This window comes from Paenarthrobacter sp. NPDC092416, assembly GCF_044755025.1.
GTDB lineage: Bacteria > Actinomycetota > Actinomycetes > Actinomycetales > Micrococcaceae > Arthrobacter.
Map to the genome: position 1 here is coordinate 151,035 of NZ_JBIVQG010000005.1, position 13,962 is coordinate 164,996.

A 13,962-nucleotide genomic window follows, 5' to 3' on the forward strand; every position below is an offset into this window, starting at 1 on the left:
GTGTCACGTGCCCCTGCGGCTCCGCTGCAACTGGTCGAAGTACACAGCCACAATCAGCACAATGCCAATCACGACTTCCTGCCAGTAGGACTCGATACCCGTGATAACAAGGCCGTCGTACAGCACGGCCGGGATGAGTACACCAATAAGAGTTCCGAGCATCGTTGCAGACCCCCCGAACAGGCTTGTTCCACCTATGACCACCGCGGCGATGATAACGAGCGGGGTTTCAGTCTGGCCGCCGATCGCGGTGGTGGAGAACCTTCCCAGGGTCAAAATGCCCACAACCCGAGAGTGCGTAGATGCGCACTTTGTAGGCGTCAACGCCGATTCCGCGACGTTTGAGCATCCTCTCGTCCGAACCTATACCGAGAACGCGGAGACCGAACCGCGTCCGCCTGAGGATCAACGCTCCTATGATGGCGATGGCCAAAGCAACGTAAACGGTGATGGGAATGCCGAGCGGCCGAAGCCGGACAGCTGCGGTGAGGATCTCGGGTACATTCGTTTTGTCTTGCCCGCCGGTAATCAGCTGGGCTGCGCCGAGGGCAGCGCCCATCATGCCCAGTGTCGCGATCAGGGGAGGAATGTTGAGTCGGGTGATGATGAGGCCGTTAATGAGACCGCAGGCGACACCGGTGACGAGAGCAATGGCGATTCCGATCAGCACCACTTCCCCGCTCACTTCTCGGCCCCCGACGCCGTCCCAGTAAGTCTGCGCCATGACCCCGGAGAGGACGATTACGCTGCCCACCGAGAGGTCGATACCCCCGCTGGCCAGGATGAAGGTCATCGCGGTCGCGCCTATGAGGATCGGTACCCCCGTTTCGGCAAGGGCGCGCATGTTAATCTCGCTTAGAAACGCCCGGGGCTCCACGACCGCGAAGAAGACGAAGAGCAACACCAGTGCGAGCAGTAGCCCGAACCGCTGTGCCTGTCCCCCTATGCTCCTCGCTGCCTTCTTATGTTCCACAACAACGGTAGGTGTGATGTGGTCATCGATCCGGAAGATCTGCGACTTCGGTGACAGCTTCGGGGGCGTCCAGATATTCCGCCGATCAGTCACGCCGCCTGACAAGTTATCGACAGGTTTGGGTAGAGAGGTGCTCATACGAACGCTCCTGACATAATGTCCACAATTAATTCCAGGTCGAAATCCTCGCGATCGAGGACCGCGACTCGTTGCCCTTGACGCATGATGTGGATTCGATCCGCGATTTCCATCAGGTCCGGGAGGTCGTGGCTGATGATCACAACGCCAGCTCCCCCATCCCGAATGGTGCGAATTAGATCCGTCACACGGCGCCGGGCTTCAACGCCGAGCGCCGCAGTCGGCTCGTCAAGGAGCAGAACGCGACCTTGCCCCATTGCAGCGCTGACGATGGACACGCGCTGTTGCTGCCCGCCGGACATCGTGCCGACCTCGCGCGTCGGCTTAACGATCTCCAGGTTGAAACGCGTCATCGCCTCATTGGTTTCGTGAAGCATCGCGCGACGATTCAAGAATCCGAACAGCTGCCCGAACTTTCCGCCCAGGACGATCTCACGGCCGAGGAAGAGGTTTTCGACGGCACTAAGGTCCGGTGCGAGGCCCAGGTCCTGATATACGACCTCGATACCGAGCCGGCGGGCTACCGAGGGTGAGTCGATGCTCACTTCTTTGCCGTTCACAAGGATCGTGCCCGACGTCGGCTCGTATACCCCGCAGATCGTCTTGATCAGCGTGGACTTCCCCGCGCCGTTGTCTCCAACGAGTCCTACGATTTCCCCTGCTCGGACGTCGAAGTCCGCGCCTCGGAGTGCTTCCACGTGTCGGAAGGTCTTGACGATCTTCCGAACCTCGAGCACAGGAGGAGAGGGGGTTGATTCGTCGGTTTGGCTGTCAATGAGCATACGACTCACCTCTCATGATGGTTTGATACAGCTCGGTGTCTTAGCAGGTCGACCTGTAGAGGGCAGCCTTCACTTTGGGGTCGTCCATGTTGTCCTTCGTGACAACCACCGGCGGAATCTTGAGGGTTACAGGATCGATCTTTTCGCCATCCAGCGCTGCCACCGTGTTCTTGATGAGGTTGTCCACGATCTCAGGGGCGTTCTGCGGGAGTAGCGCCTGAATATAGCCGTCCTTCATGAAGTCCACGAGTGCTGGGTCGGCGTCCGAGGAGACGATTTTGATCTGGCCGGCGGTGGTGGCGTCCTTCACGGACGGCAGGCCGTTAATGGCGGCACCGTTGTAGGTGAACCAGATACCCGCCAGGTCCGGATGGGCAGCAAGGGTTGCATTGATGATCTGTGCGGTGTTCGAGGGGTCAGCTTTATCGAACTGGGTAGGGAGTACTTCCATGCTCGGGTAGCTGGCCTTGACCTCGTCGATAAAGCCCTTGGCTCGCGCATTCGTGGTCAAATTGCCCGCAGCGAAATCGATGACGAGCAACTTTCCAGTCTCCCCAGTCAGTTCCGCCATCTTTTTGGCGGCGAGGACACCCGTCTCAATGGTGTCGGTCGTGACCTGTCCGTTCGGGATCGATTCGTCATCGATGACCGCGTTGTAGGTCACGAGTTTCATGCCGTTGTCGACGATTTCCTTGAGCGTGCTGTCCATGGCGCTGGGGTCCGGAACATCGGTCATGATCGCTTCCGGCGCTTTGGCCTGAGCCTGCTCGAGCGCCGTCGTGAATCCCTCTACGCCGTAGTCCTCGTTCTTGACATCGACCAGTTGCACATCGAGCCCGGCGCCCGGGGCCTTTGCGGCTATCTCGCATGCCATCGTGAAAAAGAACGCATTGACATCCCTCGAGGGGATAACCATCTGAACCGAATGCGGGTGTCCTTCTCCGCTCGCGGCGCGGGGCGCTTCCGGGCTCGCTGTGCAGCCGGCGACCAGAATGGTTGCAGCCAATGCCGAGGCGCCTTTGAGGATTCGCCCTGTCAACGCCGATCGTTGGGCCTGAGTAGTTCTAGTCATTCGGGTCCTCATGTAATTTCCTTCGAGTCGGAAAGCACTTCTTTGTGGGGATCGGGGAAATCGGTGCTGACGACGTCGCGTACAACGAGGTGTATCGCGTTCGGCGCCTCTCAACCGATTGGAAGAGAAATGTTTCTCTTCATGGGTCGATGCTAGGGGGAATGCCGGGGGTGGTTCTATTGGCGGAATGTGCAATGCTTTTGCCCCTGATTGCTCATTACGTTCATTCTGTTGAATATCATTCAAAATCCTGAACGATGTGGTTAGACTCGAGCCTTGATTGCAATCTCAACTCAAATCAGGGGAGGGTCCATGGCACAGGTTGCCGAGCGCCTGCGGGTCGCCATAGCCGCGCCGCTCAGTGAAGAGAACTGCTCCGTGATCGAACGCCTGGAGCCGCGCCTCGAATTGGTGCGTGACCAGGCACTTTACCCGCGCATGCGGCATCCGGCCGATTTCTCCGGAGATCCCGAGTTCCGTCGGACGAACGCGCAGCAGCGCCAGTACGAAAGCATGTTGGGTGCGGCAGATGTTATTTACGGTTTCCCCGATCTGAGCCCCGCAGCGCTGAAACGTGTCGCGGACGAAAATCCACGCCTGCGCTGGGTGCACACTATGGCCGCTGGCGGCGGCACGCAGGTTAGGGCGGCTAATCTGACACGCGAGCAGCTGGATCGCATCACGTTTACCACGTCGGCTGGAGTGCACGGCGTGCCACTTGCCGAATTTGCCGTTTTTGGTGTTTTGACGGGGGCGAAGGACCTCCCACGTCTGCTGGCGCAGCAGCGCCAGCATAACTGGAGTGGGCGGTTGATCATGCGTCAAGTTCACGAACTGACTATTCTGCTGGTTGGGCTGGGCGGAATCGGCCAACAAGTCGCCCAGCGGTTGAATGCCTTAGGTGCAACTGTGATTGGCTGCAACCGCAGTGGGAAGTCTGTCGACTACGTGGAACGTGTTATTCCAACTTCCCGGATTTGTGAGGTGCTGCCCGAGATTGACGCGATCGTCGTCTCGCTCCCTGAAACCGCATCGACCGTGCATCTTCTAGGAAACGAAATCTACTCCGCGTTGAAGCCGGGCACGATACTGGTCAATGTCGGCCGAGGGTCGGTGGTCGACGAGGCGGCCTTGCTTGATGCTCTGCGTGATGGTCGGGTCGGTTTCGCCGCCCTGGACGTTTTTGCGAGTGAGCCCCTCGACCCCCGGAGCCCTTTGTGGGATGAGCCGGGAATCCTAGTCAGTCCCCACACTGCCGCGCTGGCTGCAGGAGAAGATCGGATGATCGCCGAACTGTTCGCCGAGAACGCGACGCGACTGCTGGACGGGCGGGAAATGCGGAACCGGGTGGACACCGTTGACTTCTACTAAACCCAACGGGCCAGGGCCCGAAAAGTCGCCTGCTCCCGCGGTCGAGCGCGCTATCCGGATCCTCAGTCTTCTCGGGAGCAATGCTGGCCAGTCGCTAGCACTCGGCGAGATAGCCCATTGCATCGAGGCTGCGAAGTCGTCAACCCTCAATATCCTGCAGGTCCTCGAAGAGGGCGGCATGATCGCACGCGTCCCGGGTGGCTACCAGCTCGGAAGGCGCAACCTTGAGCTCGGGGGCTCGTACCTCTCGGGCTTCAGTCAGATGCGGGAGTTCTATGCTTTCTGCAGCGGGGCCTCCTTACTCAGTCATGAGGTGGTGCAGATTGCGATTCTGAATGACACCGACGTGCTCTATCTGGCACGCCACGAGGGGCGTGCGCCAATGCGGTTTATCGCTAGCATCGGGAGCAGGTTTCCAGCCGCCCCGACCGCAGTGGGCAACGCGTTGTTGACCATGCTCGCCGATGAGGAAATTGCCCGTCGGTTCAGCGGGCCTCAACATTTCCCACAGATGACCGAGAACAGCGTGCGTACACTGTCGGGCCTTCTGCAGAAGGTCCGAGCAGCCCGGGATCTCGGATATGCAATCGATGACAATGAGGTTCACCTCGGCATCTACGGTATCGCCATGGTTATTCCGCCATGGTCTAGCGGAGATCAGCCGCTTGCCATCGGGGCTTCCCTCGCTGCTTCCTCAGCGGGCCCAGACTACGTTGGCCAGGTCGTGGCGGAGCTCAAGGCAGCCGTCTCGCAACTGAGCAATCCGCTCTTCCGGAGCGCCGCAATGGCGCCCCACGTCCTCACCTAATCGGGGGAAATAGCCAATGTCAGCATTTGACCTCCCTGGCCGCACCGCGTTTGTGACCGGCTCGAGTCGGGGCATCGGTTAGCCTTGGCGCGTGGTCTACTCGAGGCTGGTGCACGCGTCGTGCTGCTTCGCAGGGATCGTGCATCTGCTGAAGCGTCCGCGGCTTCGCTCTGCGACCAAACAGGCGGGGTGACCTGCGCAGTTACTTTCGATGTCACAGATCCCACAGCTGTTGAGCGCGGCGTGGCTGAGATCCAAGCATCCTGGGGCGCCGGACATCCTGGTCAATAACGCCGGCATCCAACGTCGTGCTTCCGTCCTGGATTTCACTGATGAGGACTGGGACGCTCTGCTCGCGACGAATCTGACCAGCGCTTTCCTGGTTGGCAAGCATGTTGCGCGCGCGATGGTGAGGCGGGGCAGCGGCAAGATCATCAACATCGGATCAGTGCAGAGCCGGCTCGCGAGGCCCGGCATCGCCGCCTACGCGGCAACCACCCCAACGACACGCTCGCTGTCCTCGCATACGGCAAGAATGATTTGCGAACCAGAGATGTGCCTTTGCGACGCCCGGCAGACGATGAAGCAGTGATTCGGATGGCATATGGTGGCATCTGCGGGTCCGACCTTCACTACTGGACTCAGGGGGCCGCGGGTGATTCAGTACTTCGGCCCCAATGGTGCTCGGACATGAAGTGTCGGGAACCGTGCTCGAACCGGCGGCAGATGGTTTGGGCCCGGCCGCCGGCCAACACGTAACAGTCCACCCCGCGACACCACAGGATGACGGGTCGACCCGATACCCCGCCGAGCGTCCCAACCTCTCCCCGCTCGGCACGTACCTTGACAGCGCCGCGCACACGCCGCACCGAGACGGAGCCTTTTCACGGCTGGCGATCCTGCCCGCCCGAATGCTCCGTGTGCTCCCAGCTAACGTCGATTTCCGCACAGCGGCCCTCGTTGGGCCCGCTGCGGTGGCATGGCATGCGGTTGCTCGCGCGGGAGATGTTCGGGACAAGCGCGCCTTGGTTATTATAGGTGCCGGACCGATCGGCGCGCTGATAGTGGCCGCGCTGCGCACCGCCGGCGCGGCGGAGATTATCGCCGTCGAAATGCATCAGCACGCGCTCGAAGTGGCAGAGCGTCTTGGCGCGACGCGGACGCTCCCGGCCAACCAGAGCGATGCTGTCACCTCGGTTCAGGCCCACGTTAGTCTGGAATCAAGTGGCAGTCTGCGGGGTTTGGCCAGTGCGATGAGCGGCACAATGCGTGGCGGACACGAGTGGTCATGGTGGGGCTCCTCCCGAGCGGCCATCAGCCTGTGCCAATGTCGCTGGCCATTACGCGCAAACTTGAGCTAGTTGGATCCTTTAGGTTTAACGGTGAGATCGACGACGTTTTGGATGCGCTCCGGGACGGACGTCTCGACATTGATGCCGTCATAACGCACGAATTTGGCGCCGAAGACGCCCTAGTTGCCTTCGTGGCAGCGAAGGACGCATCGTTGTCCTCCAAGGTCTAGTTGTGTTTCTGAGAAGCTGCAAACCGGAGGGGCATCGCCCCCCCGAACGGCTCATACAACCATGACAACGACTCTTCGCTCACTGGATGTTGGAAGTCTGGAGGTAGTCCCAGCCACGCAAGGCGATGTCGAGCACCGTGCGGGTCTCGGGATCCTCAAGTGATCGCTCGAGCAGCGAGTCGATCCGCTCAAGCCGATAGTAGAGTGACCGACGCTGAACGAATAGCGCTTCTGCGGCCTTCGCTTTATTGCCTCCTACGGCGAGGTACGCCCGCAGGGTAGGGAGCAGTGCATTAGGTGACGACTCATCGTGCAGCAGGATCGGACCCAACTCATCATCGACGTAGCGTTCGAGCTCACCACTCTCGTGTAGAGCGACTAGGAGTCTGAATATACCTAGGCGGTCAAACAGCACCACATCGGTCCACCCAGGCTTCCTCCCGATGATCGCGGCCGTACGTGACTGCCGAATTGCGGATGCCAGATGGTCTGCAGAGGTAAGACGGCTGACACCAGCCCGGATTCCCGCGCGGGCGAGTTCGTCGGCGAACAGGGCAACCGAGGACTGGCAAGCCAACGCGACCACGGCCAGATGGTGGTCTTCACAGACTGCCTGCACAAACGGAGTGCGCAGTGTACGCAGGAGCGTCTCCAAAGGATGTACTTCGTGGCTGTGTTGTGGCCGAGCGGCCACAGCGACCAGCGGTCGATCCCGTAGGTCCTGACCGATGCGCAATGCCCGCTCGACGAATTGCTCCCCGTTGATGTCGCCTAACATCAGACGGGTCAGCAGAGACTTTTGGCGCTGGGTCGACTGTAGGCCATTGTTCAGGTCACCCTGCAGGGTAATGGCAATAACCTCTGCAGTCCGGGCCAGCGCCAAGGCAAACGCCCCAGTTGTTTCCTCTGCACGGTCAGTGTGCCTCGTCTGGACCACATGGAGCCAGCCCCACTCCTCACCGCGTAACGTGATGGTCCGCCGGGCGCAGGCGATCTCATGCGGGAACGAACTGAGCAGCCAATCCTTGGTCGCGCCATCGTGATTGTGGCGGGTGCTCTCCGGCGGGGACCAGCATTGCACCAGCTTGTCCAGCTCCGAGGTTCCTCCCGCGTACGCCAGTACCTCGTGGAGTGCGTTCTCGATGATGACAGGGCAACCCAAATGGTGTGCGAGCACCTCGGCCAGGGAGATATGGCTCGCCCCGGACAACAGGAGGCGGATGAATTCGTCGTTGAGCTTATTGAAAGCCGCGAGTTCGAGAGGACCGAGATCGGTTTTCGCTGAGGGGAACTGGTCAAGCGTCTGGCCCACCTCGGTTCGATCGGTTCTCCAACCGAACCCGTGTCGTCTCGTTCCACCTGCGTAGACCTCAATCCCGGCGCCGCCCTGAGACAGGGGAAGCCGAACTGACGCTTCTCTAGATAGAGTCACCTGTTTCCCCTGCCTAGTCATTTTCAGTGCTTTCGAACTGGTTGCATTGAGTTCAAACAGCGGCTTGTGCCGCTCCATCGTTCTGACCGACATCCCCTTGGCAACGCCCACTGCCGAACGTTAGTGAACTAAACGATCATTGATAGGAACGGGGCCACTGTGGGCGCTGGATGGGGCTAGTTTCCGCTGCCGTCACCGCACGTTGAAACGGAAGGACCAGTACCTCGGTCCGGTTGAGGCAGTACCATGGTTCGCCAGGTCGAACCATGAACGTAGCTGGTACAGCGCTTGGCAGGGATGATCGCGCAGATTCGGGTGAATACCCGGGGGGCGTATTCGAGCCGCCCCCCGGGCTGGTTCCACTGTCGCGGGTGGTGTCACGACAGCGCTGCCCAAGCTGGATCAGTCGAATATGCCGTCGACGGTCGCGACAGGGTTGTCCGGAAGAGCAGCCGTGTCGATGATTCCGCCGTCCTTGATGACCGTGTTCAGTCTGGCCACGTTGCCAACATCGGCGATCGGGTCCGCATCGAGGACGAGGATGTCGGCGATCTTGCCGACCTCGACGGTGCCGAGCTTGTCATCAACTCCATATGCGATGGCGACGTCGCGCGTCCCGCCGCGCAATGCCTGGTGAGATGACATGCCGGTTTCGACCATGGCGCGTAGCCAGTAGACCGATCCGCGGCCGAGGTCCCACGGCCGATCCTGAAGTTCCTCGGGCGAGAAGTCGGCAAGCCGGTCGGTGTCGCTCTCGCACGCGTCTGTCGCGAGACACAGGTTAGCGCCTGCCTCTATGAGGCGCTCGAGGTTGTAACGGTGCGCGCCTCCGCCATAGCGCGCCCATCCATGGCCGATTGCTTCCATGCCATGCTGGAAGCGGTTGGTCGTAGGCTGTGGCGCACCCCAACCACGGTACGCAGCGACCTTCTCGATCAGAGAGTCCGGCATCGGAACCTGTTGGGTGACATTGTGATGAACCATGACATCGGCGCCCAATTCGACGACCGTGTTCAGGCTTTCGATTGAGGAAGTGTGAGTCACCAACTTGAGACCCGCACCTTGGACGATCGAGAAGATGCGCTCCAAGACGCGCTCGGAGAACTGCAGGTATGCGGTCGAGTTCTGGAAGCTTGAAACTAGGTGGTCGGTGACGAACACCTTGGCCAGATCGATATCTGTTTCGACGTGCTGCTGCACCCGGTCGGCGACCTGTTCGATATCCATGAGGAGAAGCTCGCCGCCGAGCCCCGGCCATTCCCACAGCGCGTCTATACGATCTGCGAAGCGCTTGGTAGCGCGGGTGCGGGCATCGACCATGAAGTCGCGGGTGAACGGCCCGCTCTGACCAATGATGGCTCCGGCGGCGTAGATGCGCGAGCCCACGACCTTTCCAGCATTGATCGCATCGCGGGCACCGATGATCGGGCGGTAGGCATTTCCGGTGTCGAATACGGTAGTAGTGCCGTACTTTAGCGCGAGCTGGGCCGCTTCCTCGCAAATCTCCTTGAGGCGCCCCTCATACCGGGCGAGGTATTCAATGCCGCCGAAGTTGTTGGTTAGTGACAATCCGTCGGTCAGGTGAACGTTCGCATCCATCAGTCCGGGCATCGCGTACTTGCCTCGGCCGTCAATGACGGTGTCGGCCTCGAATCGCTCAACTGGCGACTCCTCGATACGAACAAACTTTCCGTCCTCGATCAGGATGGACGCGTTCTCGAGCGGCTTTGCGTCGGTCCCGTCTATCAGGGTGATGCCATTAATGGCAATCGTTTCAGCCTTCACCAGATGGTTCTCCTTATTGCAGGTCTAACGGAAAGGTGAGGAAAATCTCACCCCCGTTCAGACTAGAAAGACCCCAGGCATAGAACAACCACCAGACTTCTTGCCCTTTCCATCGTGTTTACTTATGAATATCTCGACGCGGAATCATACGCCGATCCCTGTCTATGGAACGGGATCGTTGGAGGGATATCCGCACCTAGGGACGGTTCAGATAACGAAGGGTGAAGACTCAACGCCTAAGGAAGGCTTGGACGTCCTCATGCTCGGCGACGATTTCGGCCGCGCCTGCCGGTGTGTCCTGATATGCGCACAACGCGTCCCAGGCAAGTTCAACAAGTGCCCGTGTGGCGGGCGAAAGAAGGTGACCGCGGCGCTTCACAAAGGCGAGAGTCTCAAATAACGGCTCCTCGAACGACGCTGTGTGCAGTTCGTCCGGCATTATGGCGGACTTAGTCGCCGCCGCGCAGATGACTGAGTCCCCGAATCCCTCGGTGACCAGGGACAGCGCCGTGCTGAGGTACTCAACCTCCACGACGGGATCAATCCGCTGCCCATCCAGTTGCGCTCGCTCATTGAGCTGCCGCCGCACGGGATCTGCGGCCGCATAATGTGCGTCATAGAGCACGAGGGGGCCGGCAGCGAAGGCCCTGATAGAAACTCTGCGCCGGGCACGAACGGGATCCGCAGTGACGAACAGGACTTCGTCTCGCGCGACGGGCAGGACATCCAGACCCGTATCATCGATCGGAAGCGTCACGAGCCCTGCTTCCAGCATTCCCCTGGCGATGTCATTTGCGGTTTCCGCGCTGTTTTGCCCGACAAGTCGGACCCGCACGTTCGGATAGCACGTCCGGAATCGTTTGGCCAAGTCAGCATTGAGGTAAAAGTCCGCGTTTCGCAGCAATCCAAAAGTGGCCGTACCGCCCCCAAGCTCGACCTGAAGCTGTACTGCTTGGGCTCCGAGGGCAGCGGATGCCACCGCCTGCTCAGCATGCGGCAACAGTTGCTCCCCTGCTGAGGTCAGGTGCAGCGTCCTACTGCCGCGCACAAAAAGTTTGGCACCGAGTTCGACTTCAAGCCGACGAATTAGATCAGAGATCGCGGGTTGACTCATGCCCAGCTTTTCCGCTGCCGCAGTGAAAGTCCCACATAGGGCTGCAGCCCGGAAGGCTTGCAGTTGCATGAGTGTCACAGGAAAGTGATGGCGAAAGCCATTGCTAATGATTCCATTAGTCCTCTTGATTGAATCCGATCGGAAAGATCGTCTTCCGACTGCGTTCACGCAGTCAGGATTGGACATTCCAGAGCTCTAGGTTGGCCAGCAGGTGTTTCTAGTGGCGCGTCGCGCGTTGTAGGTAACATGTTACCGCTATGTCCCAGAATACAGAGATCACTCCCTAGTTCGGCGGGCCAAGGAGCCTTCTCAAGAGCGGCACTAAGCCTAGGAGCCGGCGAATATTCGTGGCCCCCGTCGCTAAGGTATCCAGACGGTGAATAATGTTTGCCCCGGGCGGCAAGTTTCCTACGCTCCTTGGGTGGTGCCGATGCCGGCGTTTTGGGGCGTCGTGGCGCCGAGCTGCACGTCCAACAGACGTAGCGCCAGCTTTGTTAGCGGCCCATGAAAAGGCGAACGCGGCAGCTCCGATTCCGACGGTGCCGCCTAGCAGCAGGCCGCTAATCAATACGAGGAGTTCCAATGCGGTACTGATCATCCAGACGGGGCGTCCGGTGATGGCGACCGGTCCGGTCATCAGGCCGTCCCGTGGACCGGGCTTCAGGTTCGCGCCTATGTAGAGGGCGCATGAGAAGGCGAACAAAATTACACCCGCCCCCAGGAATGCGGTTTGGGCTTAAGGGCACCAGAGTGGCATCTGGTCGGCAGCGGGAACGATCGTGACGCTGATGTCCACGAACCACCCCATCAGGGCGGCGTTGGACAGGGTCCCCAGGCCCGGCCGCTGGCGCAGGGGAATCCACAGCAGCAGGACAAAGGCGCTGACAATAGCGGTTGCCGCGCCGAAGCTCAGCCCCCATGTGCGGGCAATTCCCTGGCCCAATACATCCCACGGCGAAACTCCGAGCTCCGATTTAAGGGTGATGGCGTTGCCCAAGCCACAACCTACAAGTCCTAAATCGGCACTCCGACCTTGGCGGATTCACGGTAGTGGCCGATGACGGCCTCACGGTCGGCGCGATAGACGTTCGGCGGCAGCATGAGTATCGCTGGGAGTCGGCCGCTGCAGCCTGCTCAACCCAGCGACGGGTCTGGTGTGCGCTGTATGCGGCCACACCCGGCATAACGCCGAAGCCCTCGGGGGCTGCCTCGACCGCAGTGGTTACGACGCGGGCACGCTCTTCGTCGCTGAGAGTCTGGTATTCACCGAGAGAGCCGTTCGGGGTGATGCCGTGGCAGCCGTGTCCGTGAGGAACTTCACGTGCTCAGCGAAGCCGTCGTAATCGACCGACAGGTCTTCGTTGAACTGGCGGGCGGACGCTACGTAGACCTACTCAGACCTCGCTTAGGAGACACTTGGAAAGTCTAGGTTTCGCGGGCCTGTTCTTACAGGATCCCGCAAATTAACTGCCAGAGCCTTGCCCCACGCGCCGCAGGTGCCGGACGCCGAAGAGAAGCGGCCGGCCAGATGGATCGCATTGAGGGCGCCGCATTTCAACAATGTTGCACCGCGTCGCGTGGGTTTTTGGAGCCCGACATCCGAAACTCGCTGTAGGACTGATAACGAGTGACGGGCTAATACCAGTTTCTTGCGGTCTCTTCCCGACCGCCACGTAGTCGTAAACTGGGCATTGGTGAGCAGTCTCCTCTTGATCAGGTTGCATCGATGAGTCGTGTCCTTCCAGCGCAGACGAAGCACGCCTGGGCTTCGTCCTCACCGCATTTTGCGATTTGTATGTGCTTTACTTCCGGGCTAGATAACTATCGCGGAATATCAGAGTTGGTTGCTCTGGTCGTTCTGGACGCGGCCATGAACAGCGAGTCAAGGACTCGGGCGTTGGCAACGGCGTCTGACAGTGGCAGAAGCAGGGGACTTTTTCCAAGGATTGCCGCAGCAAATTCCCTGAGTTGAAACAGATAAGTCGTTTCGAGGCTTGTTGTCTCGGTCCGGATGTCGTGGGCGGTCGTCATGCGCAGTTCGTGGCCCCAGTGAGGCGTAAACGGATGATTCAACGTCAGCGAGCCCTCGCTTCCGGCGATGACCAGCTCGGAGTACTGCTCGTCCGATGTCAGTGAGCACGAGAAGCTGCAGGATTGACCCGGTCCAAAGATCATCTCTGCCGCCACGGCACCGTCGACACCGCTTTCCACCAAGGTCAGCGCTGCGTCAACGGACAGTGGTTCTGAGCCGAAGATTGAGCGGGCGGCATGTACCGCGTAGCATCCAAGATCCAGTAGCGCCCCTCCCCCTAATGGGGCGGACCAACGGATGTCCTCGGGTCGTTGCCGTGCATCAAAGTGGAAGTCGATGTGTGCAGTCTGCAGTGCACCCAGTTCTCCGGATCGGATGATCTCCAGCACTCGACGGAACGCTGGGTGGTAGTAGTAATGGAAAGCTTCACTGACAATGAGTCCCGCTGCTTCAGCGGCCTGCCTCACTTGTTCCGCTTGTTCCACATTCATGGCTAATGGTTTCTCGCACAAGACGTTCTTGCCTGCGCTTACTGCTTCCATTACCCATTTGAAGTGGGCCGCGTTTGGCGTTGCGACGTACACTGCGTCAATGCCTGGGTCGGCTATGAGCTCCTCGTAGGTGCCATAGGCCGTTTCAATGTCGTGTGCCACCGCGAAGTCATTGGCACGGTGTTGTCCTCTGGCTGCCACTGCAGCGACCGTTACTTCCGGAAGCAGAGCAGCTGGCTCCGATACGGCCAAGGGTGCGATCGCGGATGCTCCGATAATCCCGATGTTTATGTTATTCATCTTGTGCTTCCTTTAGATCGTGATGGCGCTACGGGCGGACCTCTGGAGGTTGGCGGGGAGAGCCAAGGGTTTCACTCAGGGCAGTGGGTGCCCGAGTATGGCCAGCGGCGGGCCCTTGGAAGGGGGAAGCGGCCGAGCGGTA

General features: G+C 59.9%; 11 protein-coding genes and 2 pseudogenes. 4 read left to right on the forward strand and 9 right to left on the reverse strand.

Translation table 11 applies throughout. The annotated features are described in order from the left end of the window. Window positions 1-3: 3 nt before the first annotated feature. Genes ACIQC5_RS11805 through ACIQC5_RS11820 form a run of 4 tightly spaced genes read right to left on the reverse strand, consistent with a single transcriptional unit; the run spans window position 4 to window position 2,965 of the window. Window positions 4-285: a hypothetical protein gene (locus ACIQC5_RS11805; protein ID WP_400282075.1), complete on the reverse strand. Its 282-nt coding sequence runs from the start codon at window positions 283-285 to the stop codon at window positions 4-6. After that, a complete protein-coding gene (locus tag ACIQC5_RS11810) occupies window positions 230-1,111 on the reverse strand; it encodes an ABC transporter permease (RefSeq protein WP_400282078.1) in 882 nt (293 codons plus the stop codon). Before ACIQC5_RS11810 ends, ACIQC5_RS11805 begins: the two co-directional genes overlap by 56 nt. Further along, window positions 1,108-1,893: an ATP-binding cassette domain-containing protein gene (locus ACIQC5_RS11815; RefSeq protein WP_400282080.1), complete on the reverse strand. Its 786-nt coding sequence runs from the start codon at window positions 1,891-1,893 to the stop codon at window positions 1,108-1,110. The genes ACIQC5_RS11810 and ACIQC5_RS11815 overlap by 4 nt, the downstream gene beginning before the upstream one ends. Before the next feature lie 40 nt (window positions 1,894-1,933). Further along, a complete protein-coding gene (locus ACIQC5_RS11820) occupies window positions 1,934-2,965 on the reverse strand; it encodes a substrate-binding domain-containing protein (RefSeq protein WP_400282083.1) in 1,032 nt (343 codons plus the stop codon). Between the two features lie 312 nt (window positions 2,966-3,277). Between ACIQC5_RS11820 and ACIQC5_RS11825 the strand changes: the two genes are divergently transcribed. From ACIQC5_RS11825 to ACIQC5_RS11840, 4 genes and pseudogenes are all read left to right on the forward strand, one after another. Further along, window positions 3,278-4,336, forward strand: a complete 1,059-nt coding sequence (locus ACIQC5_RS11825; RefSeq protein WP_400282086.1) for a D-2-hydroxyacid dehydrogenase — start codon at window positions 3,278-3,280, stop codon at window positions 4,334-4,336. Further along, window positions 4,323-5,144, forward strand: coding sequence for an IclR family transcriptional regulator (locus ACIQC5_RS11830; RefSeq protein ID WP_400282089.1), 822 nt, complete (start codon window positions 4,323-4,325; stop codon window positions 5,142-5,144). Before ACIQC5_RS11825 ends, ACIQC5_RS11830 begins: the two co-directional genes overlap by 14 nt. A 120-nt stretch (window positions 5,145-5,264) precedes the next feature. Beyond that, window positions 5,265-5,736: pseudogene (locus ACIQC5_RS11835) on the forward strand (SDR family NAD(P)-dependent oxidoreductase). Continuing rightward, a pseudogene (locus ACIQC5_RS11840) lies at window positions 5,685-6,666 on the forward strand (zinc-binding dehydrogenase). The pseudogenes ACIQC5_RS11835 and ACIQC5_RS11840 overlap by 52 nt, the downstream one beginning before the upstream one ends. 79 nt (window positions 6,667-6,745) lie before the next feature. On the opposite strand, the gene ACIQC5_RS11845 reads toward ACIQC5_RS11840, so the two are convergent. From ACIQC5_RS11845 to ACIQC5_RS11865, 5 genes are all read right to left on the reverse strand, one after another. Continuing rightward, window positions 6,746-8,209, reverse strand: a complete 1,464-nt coding sequence (locus tag ACIQC5_RS11845; RefSeq protein ID WP_400282092.1) for a PucR family transcriptional regulator — start codon at window positions 8,207-8,209, stop codon at window positions 6,746-6,748. Window positions 8,210-8,500: 291 nt separating this feature from the next. After that, window positions 8,501-9,883: an amidohydrolase family protein gene (locus ACIQC5_RS11850; RefSeq protein ID WP_400282095.1), complete on the reverse strand. Its 1,383-nt coding sequence runs from the start codon at window positions 9,881-9,883 to the stop codon at window positions 8,501-8,503. 229 nt (window positions 9,884-10,112) lie between these two features. Beyond that, window positions 10,113-11,066, reverse strand: coding sequence for a LysR family transcriptional regulator (locus tag ACIQC5_RS11855; RefSeq protein WP_400282098.1), 954 nt, complete (start codon window positions 11,064-11,066; stop codon window positions 10,113-10,115). Between the two features lie 667 nt (window positions 11,067-11,733). Further along, a complete protein-coding gene (locus ACIQC5_RS11860; protein ID WP_400282101.1) occupies window positions 11,734-11,994 on the reverse strand; it encodes a hypothetical protein in 261 nt (86 codons plus the stop codon). Between the two features lie 824 nt (window positions 11,995-12,818). Beyond that, entirely contained in the window at window positions 12,819-13,820 is a 1,002-nt protein-coding gene (locus tag ACIQC5_RS11865; RefSeq protein WP_400282103.1) for a Gfo/Idh/MocA family protein, read from the reverse strand. Between the last annotated feature and the right edge of the window lie 142 nt (window positions 13,821-13,962).